This window comes from Glutamicibacter sp. BW80 (assembly GCF_002332385.1).
GTDB lineage: Bacteria > Actinomycetota > Actinomycetes > Actinomycetales > Micrococcaceae > Glutamicibacter.
The window spans coordinates 1-23,934 of sequence record NZ_NRGV01000058.1; the positions used below are offsets into that span (position 1 = coordinate 1).

General features: G+C 58.6%; 20 protein-coding genes and 1 pseudogene. 11 read left to right on the forward strand and 10 right to left on the reverse strand.

Translation table 11 applies throughout. The annotated features are described in order from the left end of the window. The coding region (locus CIK76_RS19660) for a hypothetical protein (protein WP_217990413.1) at positions 1-211 on the forward strand (211 nt) is incomplete at its 5' end. Between the two features lie 437 nt (positions 212-648). On the opposite strand, the gene CIK76_RS15270 is transcribed toward CIK76_RS19660, so the two are convergent. From CIK76_RS15270 to CIK76_RS15305, 8 genes are all read right to left on the reverse strand, one after another. Next, positions 649-1,536: a tetrahydrofolate dehydrogenase/cyclohydrolase catalytic domain-containing protein gene (locus tag CIK76_RS15270; RefSeq protein WP_096287972.1), complete on the reverse strand. Its 888-nt coding sequence runs from the start codon at positions 1,534-1,536 to the stop codon at positions 649-651. Beyond that, a complete protein-coding gene (locus CIK76_RS15275; protein ID WP_255248505.1) occupies positions 1,533-2,072 on the reverse strand; it encodes a cyclodeaminase/cyclohydrolase family protein in 540 nt (179 codons plus the stop codon). The genes CIK76_RS15270 and CIK76_RS15275 overlap by 4 nt, the downstream gene beginning before the upstream one ends. Positions 2,073-2,650: 578 nt before the next feature. Then, a complete protein-coding gene (locus CIK76_RS15280) occupies positions 2,651-4,876 on the reverse strand; it encodes a sigma-70 family RNA polymerase sigma factor (RefSeq protein ID WP_141393584.1) in 2,226 nt (741 codons plus the stop codon). Between the two features lie 1,229 nt (positions 4,877-6,105). Beyond that, positions 6,106-6,423 (reverse strand): hypothetical protein, encoded by a 318-nt coding sequence (locus CIK76_RS15285; RefSeq protein ID WP_141393585.1) that lies wholly within the window; start codon positions 6,421-6,423, stop codon positions 6,106-6,108. 283 nt (positions 6,424-6,706) lie between these two features. After that, on the reverse strand, positions 6,707-8,086 hold the full coding sequence (gene allB / locus CIK76_RS15290; protein ID WP_096287978.1) for an allantoinase AllB: 1,380 nt from the start codon (positions 8,084-8,086) through the stop codon (positions 6,707-6,709). Positions 8,087-8,226: 140 nt separating this feature from the next. Then, positions 8,227-10,020 (reverse strand): glyoxylate carboligase, encoded by a 1,794-nt coding sequence (gcl, locus tag CIK76_RS15295; RefSeq protein ID WP_096254004.1) that lies wholly within the window; start codon positions 10,018-10,020, stop codon positions 8,227-8,229. A gap of 262 nt (positions 10,021-10,282) precedes the next feature. Next, complete coding sequence (locus CIK76_RS15300) at positions 10,283-11,251, reverse strand: 2-hydroxy-3-oxopropionate reductase (RefSeq protein ID WP_096254005.1); 969 nt, start codon at positions 11,249-11,251, stop codon at positions 10,283-10,285. Continuing rightward, a complete protein-coding gene (locus CIK76_RS15305; protein ID WP_096287980.1) occupies positions 11,218-12,018 on the reverse strand; it encodes a TIM barrel protein in 801 nt (266 codons plus the stop codon). Before CIK76_RS15305 ends, CIK76_RS15300 begins: the two co-directional genes overlap by 34 nt. Before the next feature lie 494 nt (positions 12,019-12,512). Here CIK76_RS15305 and CIK76_RS19920 point away from each other — a divergent pair, with 494 nt between their 5' ends. The 3 genes from CIK76_RS19920 to CIK76_RS15315 all read left to right on the forward strand — a co-directional run bounded on the left by CIK76_RS19920 (position 12,513) and on the right by CIK76_RS15315 (position 15,093). Then, on the forward strand, positions 12,513-12,638 hold the full coding sequence (locus CIK76_RS19920; RefSeq protein WP_255248506.1) for a hypothetical protein: 126 nt from the start codon (positions 12,513-12,515) through the stop codon (positions 12,636-12,638). A 164-nt stretch (positions 12,639-12,802) separates the two neighbouring features. Then, entirely contained in the window at positions 12,803-14,332 is a 1,530-nt protein-coding gene (locus tag CIK76_RS15310) for an NCS1 family nucleobase:cation symporter-1 (protein ID WP_096254008.1), read from the forward strand. 17 nt (positions 14,333-14,349) lie between these two features. Further along, the gene (locus CIK76_RS15315) at positions 14,350-15,093 is read left to right on the forward strand and encodes an aspartate/glutamate racemase family protein (protein ID WP_096287982.1); all 744 of its coding nucleotides are present in this window, start codon (positions 14,350-14,352) and stop codon (positions 15,091-15,093) included. A 157-nt stretch (positions 15,094-15,250) separates the two neighbouring features. Here the strand turns inward: CIK76_RS15315 and CIK76_RS15320 are convergent, their stop codons facing one another. Continuing rightward, positions 15,251-15,847 (reverse strand): GNAT family protein, encoded by a 597-nt coding sequence (locus CIK76_RS15320; protein ID WP_096254011.1) that lies wholly within the window; start codon positions 15,845-15,847, stop codon positions 15,251-15,253. 330 nt (positions 15,848-16,177) lie between these two features. Here CIK76_RS15320 and CIK76_RS15325 point away from each other — a divergent pair, with 330 nt between their 5' ends. The 7 genes and pseudogenes from CIK76_RS15325 to CIK76_RS15355 all read left to right on the forward strand — a co-directional run. Continuing rightward, positions 16,178-17,161 carry an ABC transporter substrate-binding protein gene (locus tag CIK76_RS15325; protein ID WP_096287984.1) on the forward strand — a complete coding sequence of 328 codons (984 nt, stop codon included), beginning with the start codon at positions 16,178-16,180 and terminating at the stop codon, positions 17,159-17,161. Positions 17,162-17,252: 91 nt separating this feature from the next. Further along, the gene (locus CIK76_RS15330; RefSeq protein ID WP_096254014.1) at positions 17,253-18,233 is read left to right on the forward strand and encodes an iron chelate uptake ABC transporter family permease subunit; all 981 of its coding nucleotides are present in this window, start codon (positions 17,253-17,255) and stop codon (positions 18,231-18,233) included. Positions 18,234-18,237: 4 nt separating this feature from the next. Next, positions 18,238-19,287, forward strand: coding sequence for an iron chelate uptake ABC transporter family permease subunit (locus CIK76_RS15335; RefSeq protein ID WP_096254015.1), 1,050 nt, complete (start codon positions 18,238-18,240; stop codon positions 19,285-19,287). Beyond that, on the forward strand, positions 19,284-20,039 hold the full coding sequence (locus tag CIK76_RS15340; protein ID WP_096287987.1) for an ATP-binding cassette domain-containing protein: 756 nt from the start codon (positions 19,284-19,286) through the stop codon (positions 20,037-20,039). The genes CIK76_RS15335 and CIK76_RS15340 overlap by 4 nt, the downstream gene beginning before the upstream one ends. A gap of 256 nt (positions 20,040-20,295) precedes the next feature. Then, complete coding sequence (locus CIK76_RS15345; RefSeq protein ID WP_096287989.1) at positions 20,296-21,285, forward strand: type IV toxin-antitoxin system AbiEi family antitoxin; 990 nt, start codon at positions 20,296-20,298, stop codon at positions 21,283-21,285. Next, complete coding sequence (locus tag CIK76_RS15350; protein ID WP_096255266.1) at positions 21,282-22,109, forward strand: hypothetical protein; 828 nt, start codon at positions 21,282-21,284, stop codon at positions 22,107-22,109. Before CIK76_RS15345 ends, CIK76_RS15350 begins: the two co-directional genes overlap by 4 nt. 22 nt (positions 22,110-22,131) lie before the next feature. Next, positions 22,132-22,389: pseudogene (locus CIK76_RS15355) on the forward strand (iron ABC transporter ATP-binding protein); the annotation flags it as partial. Between the two features lie 111 nt (positions 22,390-22,500). Here the strand turns inward: CIK76_RS15355 and CIK76_RS15360 are convergent. Next, complete coding sequence (locus CIK76_RS15360) at positions 22,501-23,739, reverse strand: hypothetical protein (RefSeq protein WP_096255418.1); 1,239 nt, start codon at positions 23,737-23,739, stop codon at positions 22,501-22,503. Positions 23,740-23,934: the final 195 nt, after the last annotated feature.

Here is a 23,934-nt window from a genome sequence, read left to right on the forward strand (position 1 = left end):
CAGAAACTTGACCAGCTCACACCCTTGGCCACCTGTAGCGGTTGAAGAAACCGACTGGGAATCCCTCTATGCCGAAGCAGCAAATGGACTCAACGTAGCCGCTGATGTCATCTCCGCCGTTCAATGGGTCAACGAATTCATCGCCCAGATCGATCACGCCCCATCTACCACTTCTAACCCCCATTCTTCATCAACTGGGCCCAACCATTGAGCCGTGATGATGCGAAGCTCTCTCACTACCGCAGTAGACTTCGAGACTTGGTGTCCAATTTGTCCCAGTTCTACGTGGAGCTCATTCAACCGCATACACCTGGCTCATTTACAAGGTGGCGGCCCTTCGAATTGCACTGCCCGTTGATCTGAACCACCCGCAACACGGCATGGGCCGTTTGCGGTGGGCAGGCCACGCCAACGCTCGAACGGCAAAAATCTCTGGAACACAAAGAAAGCCGCTGCATCATCGGCCTTCCAAGCGATGATGCAGCGGCTATTTTTTCCAGCGCTGCGCCGGCGCCAGATCCCACTCCGGATCCAGGCCAACGCGCACCGTGAAGATACTATTGTTGCCTTGTACCTGCCGGTTCAACGTCCTAAGCAACCATGCGGGCTGGCTTGCCTTGCACTTGTGCCCTAAACGCTGGCGAACAGCTACCTGCGTCCGGCCATGGGAGCTCCTTTCGATGCGGCATTTTCAAGGGCGGCTAGCGCCGCCTGCGTTGCGTGCAGGATCAACAGGGCGGTGGTTACCGTGCCTACTCCCCCGGGCACCGGGCTCATCGCCCGGACCAGTGGCTGCACCGACTCCGCGTGAACATCGCCTACCAGCTGGCCATCCTCGGTGACATTGGTGCCCACATCGATGACTACCGACGAATCGCTGACCTCGTTGCCGGTGAGCAGGTTCGCCCGGCCAACCGCCACAACGGTCACCGCCGCGCCCCTGGTAATCTCGGCGAGATTGGTGGTTCGAGAATGGCAGATGCTCACCGTTGCGTCGCGCTGCAGCAAGAGCTGGGCGAGCGGTTTGCCCACCACCGCGGAACGGCCCACCACCGCAACGTGCTCTCCGGCGAGTGGGACTTGATAGTGTTCGAGGATTTCGATGACCGAACGTGCCGTAGCCGGCGCAAAGGCCGGCTGGCCCACGCTGAGCCTGCCCAGGCTCAGCGGGTTGGCTCCATCAATATCCTTGGCCGGGTCAATCAGCTGCACCAGGGAGGCCGGGTCAACCGATTCGGGCAGCGGCGTCTGCAGAATGATGCCGTACACCTTCTCGTCTGCGTTCAAGGCACGGATCGCTTGGGCAATCTCCGACTGGGTGCCGGTGGCCAAGTCGAGCACCTGGCAGTGAACTCCGAGCCGTTCGGCGGCGCGTTCAATGGAGCGCACATACCAGGACGTTGCCTCGTTGTCGGTTGCGAGCACCACCGCCACCCGGGCGGTGATCCCTTCGCTCGCCAGCCGCGAAACGAGTTGGCCGGTGCGTTCACGGATGGCTGCGGCCACCGGCTGTCCGGCGAGGCGTTGCGCGGTCATGCAGCCACCACCAAGCGGACCTGCGCGCTGAGTGCTTCTGCCGCCACGATCGCGTCGGCGGCTTGGCTGGCCACGAGGCTCAAGCGTTCGCGCTGTTCGGCTTCCTGTATTGCCGCAATATTCATTTCCAGCGTCACCAGCGCGGTACCCAGGGCGGCTCGCGCCGCTTCGGCGGCGGCAGCCACATCGCTGATCACCGATCGGTTTCCGATCTCGACCAAACGCTGGGCGAGCTCAATGACCACCGCGGAGGATTCAACGGTTGAGACCAACGGTGCGGCCGCGGCAATGGTGGCGCTTTGTATGGCCGCGGTGCGCGCTGCCTGTTGCTCTTCATCCTCCTTGGGCATCCTGTATGCATCGCCTAAGGCCCCGAACAATCGTTCGTCTTCCTGCGCCTCGAACAGCGCCGAACGCATCAGTACGCGTGCGTGTTTGGCGATCGGCTGAGCTTTGTCCTCGACCTCTCGGAATCGCGGTCCGGAGGTAAACTCGGCAACCATGGACACCAGCGCGGCGCCCTGGGCGGCGTGCAAGGCCGCGGCAGCACCTCCCCCCCCGGAGTAGGCGCCTTAGAAGCGAGCCGTTCAAGGTAGCTGGTGATTGTTTCATTGGAGATCATTGGGTTTTACCCTCGCTCAGAATGCTTGGCTGTGGATCCCTAGGCCAACCGGAGAGAAGATTTTGCGTCTGGGTCGGAGCCGCAAGCAAGTGCAGCGCCGGCCATTTGTGACGGTTATTCGTATGGCCTCAAGACCGTTGGATTTCGCGCGAATCAAGTGCCTCCTTGGGGCCCAGCACAAAATCTTCATTTAGTATCCAATTGGTATATCAGGTTACCTTGAAGCCTAAAACACATTCCGAATGCAGGTCAAGAGTTTTTGATCCTCTCTGGAAAAGAAAAGTTAGCAAGGATACGGTGAGCCATCCGCAAACCCTGAACATATGAGAGCAGCAGTGAACTGTCTGGTCGATATTTATGATGTCGTACCGGTAATCGGTGAGCCCATCAGCCAATCAATAGCCGGGCGCAAAGCGATATCTGCTCGTCGGGGATTTCGTTAGCGCGCACCCGCTTACGGCGGATGCGCGCTTCCTACCCGTCCGCCCGGTGCTACTGCCGAGGGACAGCGAATTCGACCCCTGATCCAGGTGCTCCGGGTTGCGCGACAAGGACACCCAGCTTGCCGCGTCCGTGTAGAACCGTGATCGTCAGTTTTACAGGGCTGTCCTCGGAGACCACGCATTCAACGTTCATCTGCTGCGAGTACCGTGAACTCGACGAGCAGTTCTGTCCGAAGCTAGCCCAACCCCAGTAGCGGCGGTCCATCTTCATGCTGAACTCAAAGGTCTCTCCGGGCGCTACAGCTCCGGGGACGACTGTGAAAACATACTGCGGTAAGAAGCGGTCGCTAACTCGTTCCACCGACACGTCAAAACTCGATGTCGATTCGGGCTCTTCTGGATCAACCGGTTCTTCGGATGGATCCGGTGTCGGCTCGACCGTTGGGTCCGCCGTAGGTTCCAGCGAAGGCTCCACAGTCGGATCAAGCGTTGGTTCCGATGTAGGTTCCAGCGAAGTCCCCACAGTCGGATCAAGCGTTGGTACAAGCGAAGGCTCGACCGAAGGCTCCACCGTCGGCTCAACCGTAGGCACTGGCGTTGGCTCCGATGTAGGTTCCAGCGAAGGCTCGACCGAAGGTTCCGCCGTAGGTTCCGGTGAAGGCTCCACCGTAGGCACTGGCGTTGGTTCCGATGTAGGTTCCAGCGAAGGCTCCACAGTCGGATCAAGCGTTGGTTCCGGCGAAGGCTCCACCGTCGGCTCAACCGTAGGCACTGGCGTTGGTTCCGATGTAGGTTCCAGCGAAGGCTCGACCGTAGGTTCCGGCGAAGGCTCGACCGTAGGTTCCGGCGAAGGCTCCGGCGTTGGTTCCGATGTAGGTTCCAGCGAAGGCTCGACCGTAGGTTCCGGCGAAGGCTCCACCGTCGGCTCAACCGTAGGCTCCGGCGTTGGTTCAACCGTAGGCGCAGAAGCCGGAAGATCGGACGCTTCTTCTACAGGAGGCATTGTAGGAGTGCCCGGACTACCCAAATTCAAAGGATAGTCAGCAATGGCGTTATCGGGGAGATCCGATCGCTGGCCCTCGGGGCTCTGCAGAGGCAAGCGCATTTGGCTGTCGTCCAGCCCCTCCCGGCCCTCCGATTCAGGTGTGGCGGACTCAAATGACACGAGATCCATGAGGATGTCCTCCAATGCGGAGGGCGCATCGATCGGATCTACATTATCCGGCTCTTGTTCAACGGACCGCTCCTGAGGCAATGCAACGGGTGCTGTTGAACGGTCGTCAAATAGTGGCGTCAAAATACCGACCGCTGAAGCGGCCACCGCCAGCGCAGCTAGGCCAGCTCCCACTCCAGCTGCAACTGCCGAAGCACTCACGGTTCCCGTCACCACAGCTGCAGCCCCGGAACCGGCAGTCGATACTGCAACCGAGGAACCACCAGTAGCGGCGGTAATTCCGCCGCCGAGTTGCGCCAGTCCCCCTGACGCTGAAATACCTAAGACAGTGGTTCCCCCAACGAACAATGGCAGCACCACGCTGCGCATGGGCGCGCCGATGTTTTTAAGCTCGCCGTAAACAAGCGAACAGTCTGGGCAATTCTTAAGGTGCGACTTCAGGGATCGAGTGGCCTTGGGACTCAAGTTATTTCGAATAAACGCGGGAAGCTGCTTGCGCGCAGACGCGCAGTCGGCAACGAGGCCTGCATGTTCTTTGAGGTGGGCAGCAAGGTAAGACTCACGTAGCCCCTCACGGGCTCTAACGGCCAACGCAGACGCTGCGTTGGGAGTGATACCAAGAATCGTCGCGATCTCGCGGGGAGGAAGCCCATCGACTTCGTTATGCCACAAAACTGCACGCCATCGCTCCGGCAGCGATTTGAAAGCGCGGATAACGATCTTTGATTCGGCGCGCCGCATGACTTCGTCAGCATCCGGGGTTTCACTCGCGAACTCTGCGATCTCATCGATGTCGGCTTCACGCCGCGCAGCTCTGTTTCTAGAGAAGGCCTCCCTGGAAACCGAGGTCAACAGATACGCGCGGAAGAATTCGGTCGGCCCGGACCCATGCTTGAGGCTTGCGAAAACTCTCAAAAAAGCTTCGGACACAATATCCTCTGCTTCAGACGGATTATCGGTATGCCGATAGGCAACTGCCAGCGCAACTTGCTTGTGGCGCTGGTACAGCCGCTCTTGGCACACCCGGCTTCCAACGCGTGCGCCCTGAATCAGTTCCGAATCGCTAGCCCCCGCAATTTCGGCTCCCGAATCAATTGCCATAAAGTCCCCATACTTCGAAAACGATGCGTCCACTAACCGAATTCACCCCGGCGGATTTTTCAAAACCTCGCACTTATCCAGTTAATATTTGTAGACCCTATCACCAAGAAGGACCAAGGGGCTCCAAACAGACCATCCGTTCCGATATTCACAGGATCTCAACAGATCCCAACCAGTGGTTGCTCTTTATTGCTCCAGTGACTGAACGGCTTGCGCCCCAAGCAGCAAGCCATTCAGTCGCCGACGCGAACGGCGTGAATTCGAGTCCCCCAAGCACCCGGTTCATCGCCTCTACACGTTAAGAGTCCCCAACCACCGAATCATGACGCGAGTTTAGGCAAGTTCTTTTAATTTTGTTTTGCATCGGGACATCGGTAACTGTTCTGTATCAACACATCGGTAGCGCTTCCCACCACTTTTACCCCCGCTTGTCGAAACAGGCAGCCTCCCAAGTTCTAGAGTCTAGGCAGGTTGTCAAACTGGAAGATCTGAAAAATAATCCAGTCGAAGCTATGCTGAATCTCCCCTAGCCACTCAGCCTGACTTAGTCATGCACCAGGGAATTCATGCCATCTGTTCATGACAGAAAGCCCATTTCACGATCAATGGCTACTACTCATTCGTTGAGGACCTTGCGCCGGTGGCGCATTTTCCGATTGCTGTTGCTCTCCAATTCCTGTGCGGTTCCCACAAGCGAGGCTAAGCGACAGATCTCGCTGTTCTGCAAATTGAACTGGTGCATGCAGAGCCAAGTGCCATACGGTGTGCCCGGGAGAAAGAATGACTGCGGCACGGAGGTTCGGATCTTCTGCCAGCTGCTGATCAAGCATCGCCAACTCGGAGCAGTCGCTGTGCGACTTGGCGGAGAAATCATGGACCTCTCCTGTCCCGTCGCCGATTCAGGAGTTGGCGAACCAGAATCTTCCCGTGCCCTGAGCCGCACGAACAAGCAGCAACCTTGCGCTGGGGTTGGCCCAGCCTACGAATCGCTGAAACGCCGGGTGCGGCTGGAACTGGGCAGTCACTCGTTCACCTTCCGGTGCGGTGTCGGGATGTCTCGGAGAAATGCGGTTGATCCCGTCCGCAGAACTCGGGATGTCCGGCGGCGCTGCTAGATAGCGCCCAGACTCGCCATTGAATCTACGAATTGCCTCCAGCCAAGATGCCGCTTAATTGGCCACGCCTCCACACGTGTGGTTCGTGGCCCTCCACGCCGTTGCGCCGGGACTTCAGCCTGAGTCTTCGAGGCCGCGCTTCATCCGTCCGCTTCCGCGCAGGTCTCCGAGAGTCGGCAGTATTTCGATCCGCGGTGCAGGACGTTGCCGCGAGCTCTGTGCTGGTTGCTTGGCGCCATCTTCTTCGGCCGATGGCTCGAAAGATTGGGAGGTCTTGGGATGCCGCCGCCAATGGACATAGGTCTTGATCCCGAAAGCAAGGAGCACAGCCACGACAATTGAGCCTAAGACCAGTGAAGCATGCACCACCTCGGCCAAAGCCAGGTCATCGACGTTCTTGGTCATTATCGAGGTAGCAGTATTCGCGTTCATAACCATTCCTGTACTCGAAGTGACGACTGCTCTATCCCCATATGGCTCACAGTCTATGAGCTGGGAGGCTCAATTCGCGCGTGCCTCGTCCAATCGATACCTCTTTGTTATAGGTGAGCCGAACACCGGGCAGTTAAACAGTGAATGTACCCGGAAGCATTGGAATCTGGAGGTGTTGAGGCTACGATGCGGCCTTGCCTGGAGGCCAGCGCGCGATCCGGCACGAGAAAACCCCTCTCCCGCCAGTTCAAAGGCAGAAGAGGGGTCCGGCAAAAGCCAGTTCCTAGTGCTCGCGGCGGATCAGCTTTCCGCCAGGAGTCTGGAAGTCCACGTCGGCCCCCGCGATGATCGACCGGCGGACCACGCCACTCAGGGTCTTGCCCTGATACGGGGAAATCGGGTTCTTGTGATGCAGCTTGGCCACATCCACCTCGAAGGTGTCCTCTGGAGCGAAGATCGCGAAATCCGCGTCCTTGCCGGTTTCGATGCCGCCCTTGGCGCTCAGCCCGGCAAGCTTGGAAGGATTCACGCCCATCCATTGCACCACCTGCTCCAGCTTCAGCCCGCGCCCCTTGGCTTCGGACCAGATCAGCGGCAGGCCCAGCTGCAGCGAGGCGACGCCGCCCCAGGCGACGCCGAAGTCGCCATTCTCCACGTCCTTCAAATCGACAGTGGACGGAGAGTGGTCCGAAACGATGCAGTCGATAATGCCTTCTTCCAGGCCCTTCCACAGCAGTTCGCGGTTGTCGTTCTCGCGGATCGGCGGGCAGCATTTGAAGGCCGTGGCGCCGTCCGGGATGTCCTCGGCGAGCAGCGTCAGATAGTGCGGACAAGTTTCCACGGTGAGCTTCACGCCTTCGGCGCGGGCCTCGCGGATCATCTCCAGGGCATCCGAGCTGGACAGGTGCAGCACGTGGGCGCGTACCCCGGTCTTGCGGGCGCGCTCGATGACCCGCGCAATGGCGGTATTCTCCGCATCACGCGGACGCGAGTTCAGGAATCCGGCGTACTGTCCGCCGACAGGATTCGGCGAATTATCGATGATGTCCGAGTCCTCGGCGTGCACGATCATCAGCGAATCGAAGGAGGCAAGCTCTGCCATGTCCTCTTCCATCTCGTCGACGGTCAGCGAGGGGAACTCGTCGACTCCGGAGTGAAGCAGGAAGCACTTGAAGCCGAAGACGCCGGCTTCGTGCAGCTGACGCAGGTCCTTCTTGTTACCCGGAATGGCGCCGCCCCAGAAGCCGACATTGACATAGGCGCTCTTGCTGGCAGCCTCGCGCTTGATTTCCAGCGCTTCGAGGTTCACCGTGGGCGGGATGGAGTTCAGCGGCATGTCCACGATCGTGGTGACACCGCCTGCCGCTGCGGCCTTGGTGGCGGACTCGAAGCCTTCCCACTCGGTGCGCCCCGGCTCGTTGACGTGGACATGGGTATCCACCAACCCCGGGAGCAATACCTCGTCGTCGCCGACCTCGATGGTGCGTGTGCCCTGCAGATTATTTCCCAGCGGCTCAATGGCCACGATCTTTCCGTCGCGGACGCCGATTTCGCGGGCGGCCATGCCGGCGGTAGTCAAGATGCGTTCGCCACGGATAACCAGATCGAAGCCCAGATCTGTGGTGCCGCTGGCTTCGCGTTCAACAGCTTCGTTGATGCTCATGAGTCGTTCCCTACTCGTTACGTTTAAAGCTTGAGACTAAATTCTGTGGTGCGTGGTGCGGTTATTTCCATGATCTCCTATCCTGAAAATAACCGCACCCGCAATTCATGTGGAGTTGCCAGTGGCAGCGACGACCGACCTCAGGCACTCACACCGGCACCGGATTTCATGGGCACCAGCGCGGTAGGCGCATCCCCGATCTCCAGTGCAAGATCTTCAAATTCATTAACCGCATCCAGCTGCGCACCCATGGAAATGTTGGTGACCTTCTCCAAGATCACCTCAACCACCACGGGGACCTGGTGCTCGTCGGCCAGACAGTTCGCCTCGGCGAATCCCTCGGCCAGCTTCGCCGGATCATTCACCCGAACGGCCTTGCATCCGAGCCCTTCGGCGACCTTGACGTGGTCCACGCCGTAACCGTCGGTTTCCGGGGAGTTGATGTTATCGAAGCCCAAGGAGACGTGGTAATCCATTTCGAAGGGACGCTGCGATTGGCGGATCAGGCCAAGGTAGGAGTTGTTGACCACCACGTGCACGTACGGCAGCTTGAACTGTGCTCCCACTGCCAGCTCTTCGATCATGAACTGGAAATCGTAGTCCCCGGACAGTGCCACAACTTTTTCCCCTGGCTTGCCGCGCACGACGCCCAGGGCTGCCGGACCGGTCCAGCCCAAGGGGCCGGCCTGGCCGGCGTTGATCCACTTGCGTGGCCCATAAACGTGCAGCATCTGCGCGCCGGCGATCTGGCTGAGCCCGATGGTGGATACGTAGGTGGTGTCCGCCCCGAAGACCGCGTTCATCTCCTGGTAGACGCGCTGCGGCTTGATCGGAATATTGTCGAAGTTGGTCTTGCGGTGGTTCGTGCCCTTGCGGGCGGTGCACTGTCCAGCCCACTGCGAATAGTCGGGGATCAGTCCAGCGCTCTTGCGTTCGCGCACGATCTCCAGAATCGAGTCCAGCGCCGCCGCGGCATCCGAGGTAATTCCCAGATCCGGCGCGAATACGCGGCCGATCTGGGTCGGCTCGATATCCACGTGGATGAACTTGCGCCCGGCTCGGTAGGTTTCGAGGCCACCGGTGTGCCGATTCGCCCACCGGTTTCCGATGCCGAGCACCACGTCCGAGGCCAAGAAGGATTCGTTGCCGTATTTGGTGTGCGTCTGGATGCCCACCATGCCCGACTGCAAACGGTGGTCATCCGGGATGACACCCCAGCCCATCAGGGTGGGCGAGACCGGGATGTTGAGCTCTTCGGCCAGCTGCACGAGCTTATCGCTGGCGTTGGCGTTGATCACGCCACCGCCGGCAACGATAATTGGACGCTTGCCGCTCAGCAGCAGGTCAACGATCTTCTCGGCCTGGCCGCGGGTTGCCTTCGGCTTGGTGGGCGCCAACGGCTCATAGGCATCGATGTCAAAATCAATTTCGGCCATCTGCACGTTGATAGGCAAGTCGATCAGCGCAGGACCAGGGCGGCCCGAACGCATGATCTGGAAAGCCTTGGCGAAGGTTCCCGGAACGAGCCCCGGCTCCAGCACGGTGCTGGCGTATTTGGTCACCGGCTTCGCGATGGATTCAATATCCACCGCCTGGAAGTCTTCCTTGTGCAATACGTGGGTTGGCGCCTGGCCGGTGATGCACAGCATCGGGATCGAGTCGGCGATGGCCGCATACAGGCCGGTGATCATGTCGGTGCCGGCCGGTCCGGAGGTGCCCAGGCACAAGCCGATCTTGCCGCTGGCCCGCGAGTAGCCATCCGCTGCATGCGAGGCGCCTTCGACGTGGCGGTGCAGCGTGTGGCGGATTCCGCCATGCTGTTTCATCGCCGAGTACAGCGGGTTGATTGCCGCGCCGGGCAAGCCGAACGCTTCGGTGGAGCCTTCCTTTTCCAGGATCAGCACGATGGCATCTACTGCGCGCATCTTAGGCATTGAAATCACACATCCTTATCGATGGTTCGGCCCCGAACGGAGCGGTGAAAGAAGAATCAAGATCATGAGGGGATGACCTGTGGCGGGCCGACGAAGTGAATCGACTTCACGCCCACCCCGAGCACCGGAAGCCGGACTCGAACTGGAACGAAGGACTCCACCTGCTGGCGAAAACAGTTGTTCGCCAGCAGGTGGGCCGGCTGCCGAAGGCAGGCGTTGGACCCGCCACAGGAAGAATGAGGGGAAGAGCTAAGTGGGAAACCTACTGGCTTTGACCCGAAAGGCGCTGCACTCCGCGGAAAAGACCCGAGTGATCCAGCGCGCCGTCGCCGCTGGCGACGGTGGAACCCACCAGCTGGGCGACGAGCGAACCCATCGGAAGCACCACGCCGGCTTCGCGGGCGGCCGAGGTGACGATACCCATGTCCTTGTGGTGCAGTGCCAGCCGGAATCCCGGTCCGAATTCACGGTCCAGGATCTTCTGGCCCTTCTGCTCTAGCACCTTGGAGCCGGCAAGTCCCCCGCCGAGCACCTTCAATGCCGAATCGGTGTCAACGCCATAGGCTTCGAGGAAGACCACCGCTTCGCTGAGCGCCTGGATATTTGCGGCGACGATCAGCTGGTTGGCGGCCTTGACGGTCTGCCCGGATCCGGAGGGACCGACCAGGACGATGGTTTTGCCGACCGCTTCGAGCACCGGCTTGGCAACGGCGAAGTCCGCCGGTTCACCGCCGACCATAATGGAGAGCACCGCGTCGATGGCTCCCTGCTCGCCGCCGGATACCGGTGCGTCCAGTGGACGCAACCCGGCCTCGCGCGCCGCATTCGACAGGTGCACCGCTACGTCGGGGCGGATGGAGGAATTATCGATCCAGATGGCCCCGGATTTCGCATGCGCAAACAGGCCCTCTGCACCGGTGGTGACCGCTTCGACATCCGGAGAGTCCGGAACCATGGTGATGATGACGTCGGCGTCCTTGACCGCTTCGGCGATTGAGTTTGCCGCGTGGCCGCCGGCTGCCGCAAGCTCGGTGGCGGCTTTTTCGCTGCGGTTGAAACCGGTGACGTTGAAGCCTGCGGTGACGAGGTTCTTAGCCATGGGCAGTCCCATGATTCCCAAGCCGATAAATGCAACATTCTGTGACATGTGATTCTCCAAAAGTGTTTTGGCGGCCCGCACGAGGGGCGAGTGGAAGTTTAGGAGGCGTTGGCGCCGGCGGTGGCTAGCCATTTGAAGGCGGTTTGCGCCTCCTGCTTGTACTCCAGGGCTACCTTGCCGGTGTATCCAAGCTGGCGGGAGCGTTCGATCCAGGCAAGCAGGGGCAGGTCACCGGTTCCCGGTGCCCCACGGCCAGGCGCGTCGGCGATCTGGATGTGGCCGAATTCTTCCGCGTGGTTTTCGATGACCTGCGGGACATCATCGCCGTTGACCGCCAGGTGGTAGAAGTCGGCCAGCAGGGCAATATTTTTCTTGCCCGCATCCTTGACCTTGTTGACCACATCCAGTGCCTCGGCGGCGGTCTTCAGCGGGTAGGCCTCGGTGCCGGACACCGGTTCGATCAGAACGGTGCCTTCGATGCGTTCGATGCCCCCGGCGGCAACTAACAGGTTTTCAAGGGCCAGCTCGTCTTGAGCCTGCGCGGTGGAGCCCGCAAGACGATTTCCATAGAGGGCGTTGAAGGATTTGCATCCGGTGGCCTCGCCGATAGCGGTGACCACGTCCACGTTCTCACGGAACTCTGCGCTGCGCCCGATCCACGAAACTAGTCCGCGGTCCCCCGCGGGCATATCTCCGGCGAAGAAGTTCAATCCGTCCAGCTGCACGCCCGCGCTCTTGATCGAGCCGATGAACTCGTCTACCTGCTTGTCGCTCGGCACGGCGGTGGCGAATGGCCACCAGAATTCGACGCTGTCGAATCCCGCCTGCTTGGCTGCTTCGGCACGCTGATTAATGGGTAGTTCGGTGAGCAGAATCGAGCAGTTCAGAGTGTAAGACACTGGATTTCCCTTCAAAACCTATTCAAAGATTCCACTTCATGGAATATTTGTTTTGCTTTACGAAAACTCTAAGACGAGACCCGGATCACTGTCAACCCTTGATCGTCCCTGCTCAAATCGCCCAAGACGCGCACCCAAGAGCGAATCCACCCCTCCCGACAACCAGGAACCCCTCCGCAGTTAACCTTGGTAGCGGGCGGCTGGATGGAGGCCCTCGCAGCTGCCGGTCGCCATATCCAGCCACCACCCCCTCGACGGCCAGCTCCACCGCCAATCCGCCTGCGCGGACCCCGGGCAAAGGGGAAGTGCCGAAGTCCGGCCGATCTCCTCGGCACCAGCTTTAAGCTAAATCAACTAGTCAACACCTGCCATGAAAAATTCCGCACAGTGAAATGGAGATTCTCTATTGCGGTAATGTGACACACGGCATAAAGTGGGTGGACAATCGATGTGGCACACATCTCGGAGTGAATTTCTCTAACTCAGGAGCAGCCATGAGCACACAACTCATAGGGATTCGCGCAGAAAAGCCAGCCTGGCGACTGCAGCACGAAGCCCAGCCCGTGGTGGGCACACCTACCGAGTTCTATTTGAACTTCGGCCAGCCGATCTATCCGTAACGCGTCATCTCGTCCCCTCAGCGGACGTACACGCAGCTTCTTCCGTATGCATAGACCAGCATGATTCATTCATGCGCGCTGTCGATAATTCGTTGTCCCCAACGCTTCTCACCGTCGAGAGCAGACTTCGATCCTCAGCACGCACCTGAGAATAGGACCTCACCATGGGGCATCAAATTCCGGAGACCACCTCCGCGCCGACGATCATCACCCAATCGCACAACGAACGCATTGACCCTTCCAACCCACATGAGCTCAGCGCCACCCTGTACAACGAGGACCTCGCGCCGACTACGCGCACGGGGCGCACCTGGAACTCGTACAGCATCTTCACCCTCTGGGCCAACGACGTGCACTCGCTGGGCAACTACGCTTTCGCCATCGGACTGTTCGCTCTGGGGATGAGCGGCTGGCAAATCCTCGCCGCCCTGGGCATCGGGGCAATTCTCCTCTTCGCCCTGTTGACCCTCTCGGGCTTCATGGGCGAGAAGACCGGTGTGCCGTTCCCCGTCATGAGCCGCATTGCCTTCGGCGTCAACGGTGCGCAGATCCCGGCGCTGTTGCGTGGCGCCGTGGCTATCGCCTGGTTCGGGATTCAAACATTCTTGGCATCCCAGGTGCTGAGCGTCATGGTCATCGCACTGGCACCGAGCGCAGTCGGTTTGCAGCAGACCAGCTTCCTGGGACTCGACACCCTCGGCTGGATCTGCTTCGTTTCCCTCTGGGCCATCCAGCTGGTGATTGTCAGCTACGGAATGGAAATGATTCGCAAGTACGAGGCCTTTGCCGGCCCGGTCATTCTCGTCACCTTCTTGGCACTGGCCATCTGGATGCTCTTTGAATCGGGATTCAACGTCTCCATGAGCACCGGTGAAGCAAGGTCCGGGCTGGACATGTGGGTCGGCATCTTTGGAGCCGCTGCCTTGTGGGTTTCGATTTACGGAACTTTCGTTTTGAACTTCTGCGACTTCACCCGTGGCGCCACCTCGAAGAACGCCATCGTGCGCGGAAACTTCTTCGGCATTCCACTGAACATGCTGTTCTTCGGGGCCATCGTGGTGGTGCTCACCGGAACCCAATTCTCCATAAACGGCACGATCATCACCTCACCTTCAGATGTCGTCGAGGCCATCCCCAACACGCTGCTGCTCGTCCTGGCCTCCGGTGCGCTGCTGATCCTGACCATCGCGGTGAACCTGATGGCAAACTTCGTGGCCCCGACCTACGCGCTGACCAACCTCTTCCCCAAGCGGTTGAACTTCCGGGCCGCCGCCCTGATTTCCGGCTTCATCGGTTTGGTGATCCTGCCTTGGAACTTGTACAACTCCCCGGAAATCATCAATTACTTCCTCGGCGGGCTCGGTGCCCTGCTCGGCCCGCTATTCGGCATCATCATGGCCGACTACTGGCTCGTACGCCGGGCACGAATCAACGTCTTGGACCTTTACCGCACCAATCCAGAGGGCACCTACTACTTCACTCGCGGAGTTAACTTCCGCGCTGTGGCTGCCCTGGCCATCAGCTCGGTCATTGCCTTGCTCCTGGCGTTCCTGCCCGCACTGCACGTTATCGGACCCTTCGCGTGGTTCCTCGGCTCCGGAGCCGGGGCAGTTACCTACCTGATCCTGGCCAAGCGCCGCCTCGACCTGACGGATATTGACGGCGAAGCCATCGCGGTCACCCCGAAGCACTGATTTCTAAGGAACTGATCATGCGCATTCTCATTGTCAATGTGAACACCACGGCCTCGATGACTCACGCGATCGGCGAATCGGCTCGCAAAGTCGCCTCGCCGGGCACCGAAATCATCGAGCTGACTCCCGATTTCGGCGCAGACTCCTGCGAGGGAAACTTCGAAAGCTACCTCGCCGCCATCGCCGTGATGGACAAGGTCGTCAATTATCCCGGAGCCTACGACGCGGTCATCCAGGCCGGCTACGGAGAGCACGGGCGGGAAGGGCTGCAGGAGCTGCTGGAGGTCCCGGTCGTTGACATCACCGAGGCCGCGGCCTCTACCGCACAATTTTTAGGTCATAAGTACTCGGTCGTGACTACTCTGGACCGGACCGTTCCGCTGATTGAGGACCGACTGAAGCTTGCCGGGCTCACCGACCGGCTGGCCTCGGTGCGCGCCAGCGGCCTGGGAGTCCTGGAGCTGGAATCCGATCCCGAACGGGCCGTTGCGGCCATCGTGGAGCAATCGCGACAGGCGGTGCAGGTTGATAAGGCGGAAGTGATCTGCCTGGGTTGCGGCGGCATGGCTGAATTGGAGGCGAAGGTCAGTGAGGCCACCGGCGTGCCAATTGTTGATGGGGTGCGTGCCGCGGTGACCATTGCCGAGTCCTTGGTTCGCCTGGGCCTGAGGACTTCAAAGGTGCGCACCTATGCAACTCCTCGCCCGAAGACCATTACCGGCTGGCCGATCAGCCGCAGCAGAAGTGGCCTAGCCGTCTGAGACTGGACGCCCAGTTTGCACGGTAAAGCCCAAGGCATAACCCAGTCAATTCCCAGAGTGCCCATTTAGAGTCGTAAGTACCTCTTGAAGGTGCGAGTGATGACAAGAACCCTCCAACGCTGCAAGCGTTGGAGGGTTCGCTCATGTTCAGGGGCGTTCAGGATTCGAACCGGGCAGGCCACTCCTCGGCTAGAAGCGCGTAGCTCATGCCGTCCAGCCATTGTCCATCGCGGTGCAGTGCATCGCGCTTGCTGTATCCCTCACGCCTCATGCCGATTCGCTCCATCAGCCGCCACGACGGCTCGTTCGCGGCGAAGCATTCAGCAATGACCCGGCGTAGGCCCAACTGCCCGAAACACAGGTCGATGACCCCACGGACCGCTTCGGTGGCATAACCAAGACCACCATATTCTGGGTTGAAGCTCCACCCGATCTCGGCTTCGACGCCGCGGGTCGCATCCTCGATCTCGCGCTGGCCCCAACCATCTTTCACCTTCACCATGACCGTCCCGATCAACTGCGGCCGGCCTTGCGCATCCAGCAGCTGAACCGCGACATCACAGGCATAGCGCCTGGCTTCCATGAACTGCTCCAGGTACTGCGGGAAATCATCGGCACACGAGGTAATCCAGCGTTGCACCTCTGGTAGTTTCCGGTATTCCCACGTCGCTTGGGCATCGGCAATTTCGAGCCGCCGCAGCAAGAGCCGCCGAGTAGTCACGGGCCAGTTGATTCGATCGAGAGAGTCGCTCATCTTCGTATCCTAGTTCGGCGCTTCGCGCCCGCCTGCCGTGGTGCGTGCGGTTCATGACGGCAGATGAACACCCGAACGCGACCATTATGGCCCAACCGAGAATAATTTAGCGATGTTTCGCTGCGCTATATTCGCCGCACGAATAGCTTGCCTCACCTAACTAAACGCGGAAAATCACTCATGAAATCGGATATTCCGACGCGCAAGCATGAATTAAGTGAGCTAAGTAACAACAGTCTGGCTTATTCGATTTAGGTCAGCTTAGGCTAGGCTAATTATCAGATCACTCATTTGCGCGACCAATGTCGGTCGCCCGTCCCGAAGGATGACATGGCTTCCATGAAACTTCGCGCCGCAGCTTTGCTGGGCGTTGCAGCACTCTCCCTGACCGCTTGCGGCTCCAACGCCGAAGCCCCGGCAGAGTCCGCACCAGCGTCTACCTCTACGGTGACTTTCACCGATAACAACGGCGAACACACCATCAACACTCCGGCGAAGTCAGTGGTCGCAACCGACAACCGCACCTTCGAAACTCTTGAGGCCTGGGGCATCGAGCTCACCGCCGGCGCCGTGGCACTGATGCCAGACACCATCAGCTACGCCAAAGATGAAAAGGTCATTGACCTCGGCAGCCACCGCGAGCCGAACCTCGAAGCAATTGTCGAGGTAGCCCCGGACCTGGTTATCAACGGCCAGCGATTCACCCAGCACGCAGAGAAGCTTTCCAAGCTGGCTCCCGAAGCCACCATCGTGAATCTTGACCCACGCGAAGGCGAGGCCTTCGACGCGGAGCTCAAGCGCCAAACCACCGTACTGGGTGAAATCTTCGGCAAGCAGGCAGAGGCCAAGGCACTGACCGATGACTTCGACAAGGCAGTTGCACGCGCCAAGGCCGCATACAACAATGACGCGACGGTCATGGGCCTGATCACCTCCGGCGGCGAGATCAACTACTCAGCTCCGGGTAGCGGACGCAGCGTCGGCCCGGCCTTCGATATTCTAGGCCTCACCCCGGCACTAGTGGTCGAGGATTCCTCCACCGATCACGAGGGCGACGATATCTCGGTAGAGGCAATCGCCAAGTCGAATCCCGACTGGATTCTCGTCCTTGACCGCGACGGCGCGGTTGCCAGCGAGGAAGCCGGCTACACCCCGGCCGCAGACCTGCTGAAGAAATCCGAAGCCCTGGCCAACGTCACCGCTGCCAAGGAAGGAAACGTCGTGGTCATGCCCGCGGATACCTACACCAACGAAGGTATCCAGACCTACACCGAGTTCTTCAATGATTTTGCAGATGCGCTGGAAGCCAAGTAACCAGAACGCTGAATAGCGACCTCGTGGCGGAGCCGATACCCGGCTCCGCCACGAGGTCGTATCCACCACACATCGAATTCACGGCGGCACCATGACTACTACGACCCCCGCGGTCAAGCCCAAGGGCAGACTCCTCGAACCCAAGCTGATGCTTGGCATCCTCGGAGTCCTCATCCTCTTGGGCTTCTCCCTGTTCACCGGTGTCTATGACATCTTCGGCGCCGATGACGGGTCGGCGATGTTCGCCGTGACCCGCATCCCGCGCACCATCGCCCTGGTCCTTGCCGGAGCCGCGATGGCCATGAGCGGGCTGGTCATGCAGCTGCTCACGCAGAACCGCTTCGTGGAACCAACCACCACCGGCACCACCGAATGGGCCGGGCTGGGACTGCTGACGGTGCTGATCATCAACCCCGAAGCCTCGCTGCTGGCCAAGATGACCGTGGCGATCGTCTTCGCCTTCATCGGCACCATGGTCTTCTTCCTGTTCCTGCAGCGAGTCTCGCTGAAGGCCTCGTTGACGGTGCCCATCGTGGGGATCATGCTCGGCGCCGTGGTGGGCGCCTTCTCCTCCTTCATTGCCCTGCAGACCGACATGCTCCAATCCCTGGGCATCTGGTTTGCCGGTTCCTTCACCTCGGTGATCCGCGGGCAGTACGAGGTGCTGTGGATCGTGGCGTTGGTGGCCATCGCAATCTTCATCGTGGCCGACCGTTTCACCGTGGCCGGGCTCGGCGAAGAAATCGCCACGAACGTTGGGCTGAACTACCGCCAGGTGATGCTTTTGGGCACCGGCCTGATTGCGATTGCCACCGGTGTTGTCACCGTGGTCATCGGCAACCTTCCCTTCCTGGGACTGATCGTGCCGAATATCGTGTCCATGTTCCGCGGAGATGACCTGCGCAGCAACCTGCCGTGGGTATGTCTGCTGGGCATTGCCATCACCACCGTCTGCGACCTGATCGGCCGCACCATCATCATGCCTTTCGAGATTCCGGTCTCCTTGATCCTCGGCGTGCTCGGCGCGGTTGTCTTCATTTCCCTGCTACTGAGGCAGCGCAAACTTGGCTAAGCTCATGACTCCCCCACGCACCACCCCCAAGCTTCCCTCGCCGCCGATCTTTGGCCGCGCCTCCGGCGCACTGCCGACGAAGAAGATCCGCAGCCGCTACTGGATCATCTTCTCCATCATGCTGGCCTTGGCGCTGAGTTTCAGCTTCGGCCTGCTGGCCTGGGATAACCCGATGCCGGTGGGCTCCGACGGGTTCTGGCTGATCGCGAAGATGCGCGCCAGCAATATCCTGACCATGGCCATCGTCGCCTTCTGCCAGGCGGTTGCGACGGTATCATTCCAGACGGTCACGAACAACCGCATCATCACCCCATCCATTATGGGCTTCGAGTCCCTCTACGTGGCGGTGCAGACCGCCTCGGTGTTCTTCATGGGCGCCGCCGGCGTGGTCGCCCTGCAGGGATTGTGGCAGTTCACCTTGCAGGTAGCGATCATGGTGGTCCTGGCCTGCCTGCTCTACGGCTGGCTGCTGTCCGGCAAGCTGGGCAATATCCAGATCATGCTGCTGATCGGCATCATCCTGGGCGCTGGCCTCGGGTCGATCTCCACCTTCATGCAGCGCATGCTCTCCCCGAGCGAGTTCGACATCCTGACCGCGAAGCTCTTCGGCTCGATGAACAATGCGGATATGAGCTACCTGCCGGTGGCCATCCCGCTGATCCTCATTGCCGGGTTCTTCCTGATCTCGAATTCCCGGAAAATGAATATCGTGTCCCTCGGCCGCGACACCACCATGAATCTTGGCATCAACCACCGCTCGGAGGTGATGCGCACGCTATTCTTCGTCTCGATCCTGATGGCCGTATCCACCGCGCTGGTCGGCCCGATGACCTTCCTCGGCTTCCTGGTGGCAACCCTGGCCTACCAGCTTGCGGACACCTACGACCACCGCTTCATTTTCCCCATCGCCTTCCTGACCGGCTTCGTGGTGCTCGCCGGCGCCTACTTCGTGATGAAAAATATCTTCTACGCCCAAGGCGTGGTCGGCATCATCATCGAGGCCGTGGGCGGCGTGACATTCCTGATCTTCATCCTGCGAAAGGGCCGGCTGTGATTACCCTCAAAGAAGTGCATAAGAAGTACAGCTCCGAGGTGGCCATCGGACCGGTCACCCTCGAGATCCCGACCGGCGGCATTACCGCCCTGGTGGGCCCCAACGGGGCCGGAAAGTCCACTATGCTCACCATGGTCGGACGCCTGTTGGGCATCGATTCGGGCAGCATCGAGGTGGCCGGCTACGACGTGGCCTCCACCGCCTCGAAGGACCTGGCGAAGATCGTATCGATCCTGCGCCAGGAGAACCACTTCGTCACCCGGTTGACCGTCCGCCAGCTGGTCGGCTTCGGGCGCTTCCCGCACTCCAAGGGGCGGCTGACGCCGGCGGATGAAGAGATCATCTCGCGGTCCATCGACTTCCTCGACCTCTCCGAGCTGGAGGGCCGCTACCTCGACCAGCTCTCCGGAGGCCAGCGCCAGCGCGCCTACGTTGCCATGGTGCTGGCGCAGGACACCGAAACGGTGCTGCTGGACGAGCCGCTGAACAACCTGGACATGAAGCATTCGGTGCTGATGATGCAGCACCTGAAGCGGGCCGCCCAGGAGCTGAACCGCACCATCGTGATCGTGCTGCACGATATTAACTTCGCCGGCCATTACGCGGACTACATCTGCGCAATGAAGCACGGCAAGGTCGTCCAGTTCGGCTCGCCGGAACGGATCATGAATGACGAAATCCTGTCCGAGGTTTTCGAAACCCCGGTCCAGGTGATCGCGGGGCCTAACGGCCCGCTGGCGGTGTACTACTAAGCGCGCGGAACTTAGTATTCGAGCAGCCGGCACTCACTCCGGGACCATAATTGGGCGGGTTCTAACAGTTGCAATATCCTGAACCTTTGGGATCTTGCGACGACCGTGCCGCATTGAACCCAAGAATCAACACTATCCACTCGAAGATCCCGTGGGACTAGATCCACCAAGAACGAGAATTCACACTTTAGCGTTCACTATTACGCATTTTTCATTTAGAATGAAAATGCAGTTACGTTGAACATGAGGGATTGTGATGAACAGAGAACTCGCAGCTGGCCTACTCGAGCGATTCGAAGAGTTAGGGCTGAAAATCATTGAGAACACCGATTTCGCTCGTATATCTACAGATGATGCGCTGGCGGTAACGCTTGCTCATGAGCATGGTCAAGGTAAGTTTTTACTTGGGTACACAGATACCCTGACTGCGACTTCTCAACAATGGCGCGACCGTACTCTAGACGGGTGTCGGAAGCTTCTGCTTGTCGGCCCACGCATCACAGAACGAAGCGCCGAAATCTTCCGGTTACAGGGCATTAACTACATCGATCAAGCTGGCAATGCATTTGTTAGTTTCGAAGGCGTTCATATTGATATTCGCGGACGACGTGCGCCGCGATCATCCACTCAGCGCTACACCCAGCTGAAACGTGGCGGCGTGAACCTCTTCAGCCTGAAACGATCCCAGATCATATTTGCCTTCCTCACTTGGCCCGGATTGCTCCAAGGTCCAATCCGCCAGCTTGCCCGTGCCGCTGGAACATCTATCGGCCAGACGCAAGAGACATTAGAACTGCTCACTCAGTACGGTTTCCTCGATGATTGCAGGAAGCTGTCGTCCCAACAACGCGAAATCCTTATCGATCAATGGGCGGCTTCATATCCCACCGGCCTTGGCTCACAGTCAAGAACGCATCACTTCGCCGGCGACTGGAGCAATCTGAAAATTAACGACCAGACGGTTTACGTTGGAGGCGAAGCCGCCGCTCCAGTTCTAGTCCAGCCGGAAAGTGTAGTTCTTTATACCGACGGCCTCCCAATGAGCTTATTGCGGGCACGCAGGTGGCGGCGCGATAATGAAGCGCCCAATATATTCATTCGCCAGAAATTTTGGGAAGCGCCGGATGAGCCAGATCATCCTGGAATTTATCAGGCTCCTCTACTACTCACGTATGCGGACCTCCTCGCATCCAATGACGGTCGTCAACGTGAAGCCGCCATTCAATTGCGAGAATCCTCTCTATGATCAATTTGAACCGCGTAGACGTTCGTCTTTTTGACACGATTTCGCCAGTGATCGAAGAGCTGACCCGCAATACTCCGCTTATTCCGGAGAACGTTCTTCTTATAGGCGCTGGTAGTCGGGATATCATCCATTCAGCGCTTGGTCATGCTTTCGAGGTGCGATCCACAAGCGATGCGGACATAGCTATCGCCGTCGACGACTGGAAAATTACCGAGCGCATAGACGCCTTGTATCCGAAAAGCGGAAGCAACGGGATCCGTTACATAATTGCAAAAACACCAGTGGACATCATGCCGTTTGGTGCCATAGAGGATCCAGAAGGCATCAGCTCCCCCGCACCGCGAGGCGAAGAACTTGTGGTCTTCGGATTCCAGGACGTCTACAGCCGATCTATCACTCTCCGCCTTCCTACCGGACAGAACATACGACTGCCACAACCGGCTGGGTACGCGGCGCTAAAAATGAGGGCTTGGATTGACCGCTCAGTCCACTACAGCAGCGATAAGGACGCAAAAGACCTCGCATTGGCGGCTTATTGGTACCAACATTCAGAAGAAATTAGCAACCGGCTATACGACACTGAAGCGGGATTCAAGTTGCTTGAGGAAAGTGACTGGGACCCGGATTTTGCGGCAATAAGACTGCTCAGCATCGATATTTCAGGGCAGCTGTCTGCCAGTAGTTGCATTGACCTAGCCGACCGCTGGAAGACACAGGACTTGGACGCCTTTGCTCGTGACTTCGTACTGCCCTCGGGGGCAAAGTCCACGCCGAGTCTCGATCGACGCAGAAAACTAGTTTCAAATTTTCAGATCGTGCAATAACCGCTATACAGATGAAGGTTCAGATAAGCCGCTGAACAACCTCGACATGCAGCACCTGAAGCGGGCCGCCCAGGAGCTGAACCGCACCATCGTGATCGTGCTGCACGATATTAACTTCGCCGGCCATTACGCGGACTACATCTGCGCAATGAAGCACGGCAAGGTCGTCCAGTTCGGCTCGCCGGAACGGATCATGAATGACGAAATCCTGTCCGAGGTTTTCGAAACCCCGGTCCAGGTGATCGCGGGGCCTAACGGCCCGCTGGCGGTGTACTACTAGAAGCAAACGGCTAGGCCCGAAGTCCCACGGAGGCTTACTGGCTTAGACCCCGCTCGCACTTCGTCCAAGGGCACTTCCTAGCATCGCCGCCGGTGCACACTGATCAAATGATTATGCGACGACAGTTTTACCCGATTTCCGCGCATCTTGGATTACGGCCCTCAAAGCGAAAAAGAATAAGGTCACAGCGGATAAAACTACGAACGTTTCATCACCGATTGTAAATGGGCTGACGGAGCAAGTTCCGAGCAAACTCAGCAGCCCAGTGTCACTAGTAGTGGACATAATCAGATCATTATCAAAACAGACGGTTTGCTCAGGTTTCGGCAGTACCATGATCATTTGTCTCATTATTCCCTGCGGACCATATCCGACATGAACCAAAGTTGCGATAGAAACAATCCCAAGTATCGGTGAAAACATCCTCCTCACGAAAAGATTCTCTGCGGCGCGGAGCAATTCAACGCTCGAACGCAACAAGCCAAGAATATATCCTAAGATTGCTCCCGTTGCGGGCAAATCAATGAGAAGTTGTGGTGAAAGGAAACTAAAACTCTCAACCGGATTCGAGGCATCCGATGCCATGACTGACCCCATGAATGGGACTAGCACAGCCGTCACGAAGCCCATAACAGTGCCGTATCCCGCATAAGTTGCAATCATTTGGATCGCATTTTTTACATTGGGACGAACCAAGAGCACTTCACCGATCGTCAGTACTTTAAGCACGAGTACAGAGACCAATATTCCTACCGTGAGGCTAGATGAAGCTACCAGAAGATTGTACGCACCGACTAAACCCATCATTCGCTGTCCCATTTCGTCCCCAGAGGAGTAGGTCCATACGAACATCATAGATACGAAAATCGGCAGAAATGTCAGGAGTAGGGCGTATCCACGAAAGATAATCATAGGCGAAAGGAAGTTCTCAATTTTCTTGATGCTTATATTGATTTCTTCCCAGCCTGTTGGAGCAATGATCTGATTCCACCGCACAAACCCGCGACCAAGCGCACAAAACCATAGATCAATTTTGTATCCAAAATATTCCCGCACTCGCCCCAAAGATGCGTCGCGTATCCCATCCAGGATCCTATGAGATAAGAACGAAAGAATGCCAAACGCAACACAACCCACTGTAGAATAACCTACTATTCTGACGCTTAGGTCCCCTGACAGCGGCGTTACCAGAAGAACCGTAGCCCCCAAAAACCAGGCTAGAAGGTTTACGGCGACTCGAAATTTGAACAGCCAGCTCGGCCGATATCGCTCCGCTAAATTCAACCATTTTCTTGTCTGCCTGATTCCGGCATAAATTAGGAATGCGCCAACCAGATAGAAAACAATCATTTTGTCCCCACGAGAAGTAGTAATCTGTCGTGCCTATGAAAGCACGGAAGACCGACGGATTGATCACTTAAGTAAGAGTGTTCGCCCGTTCTCCACGGCATCCTGTGGCTCCAGCCCAGGTAGCTCTGCCGAAGTTCTGGAAAGGCCCCCTCGACTCCAAGAGAAACTACTTTAATGGGCTCTTCAGGATTCAGG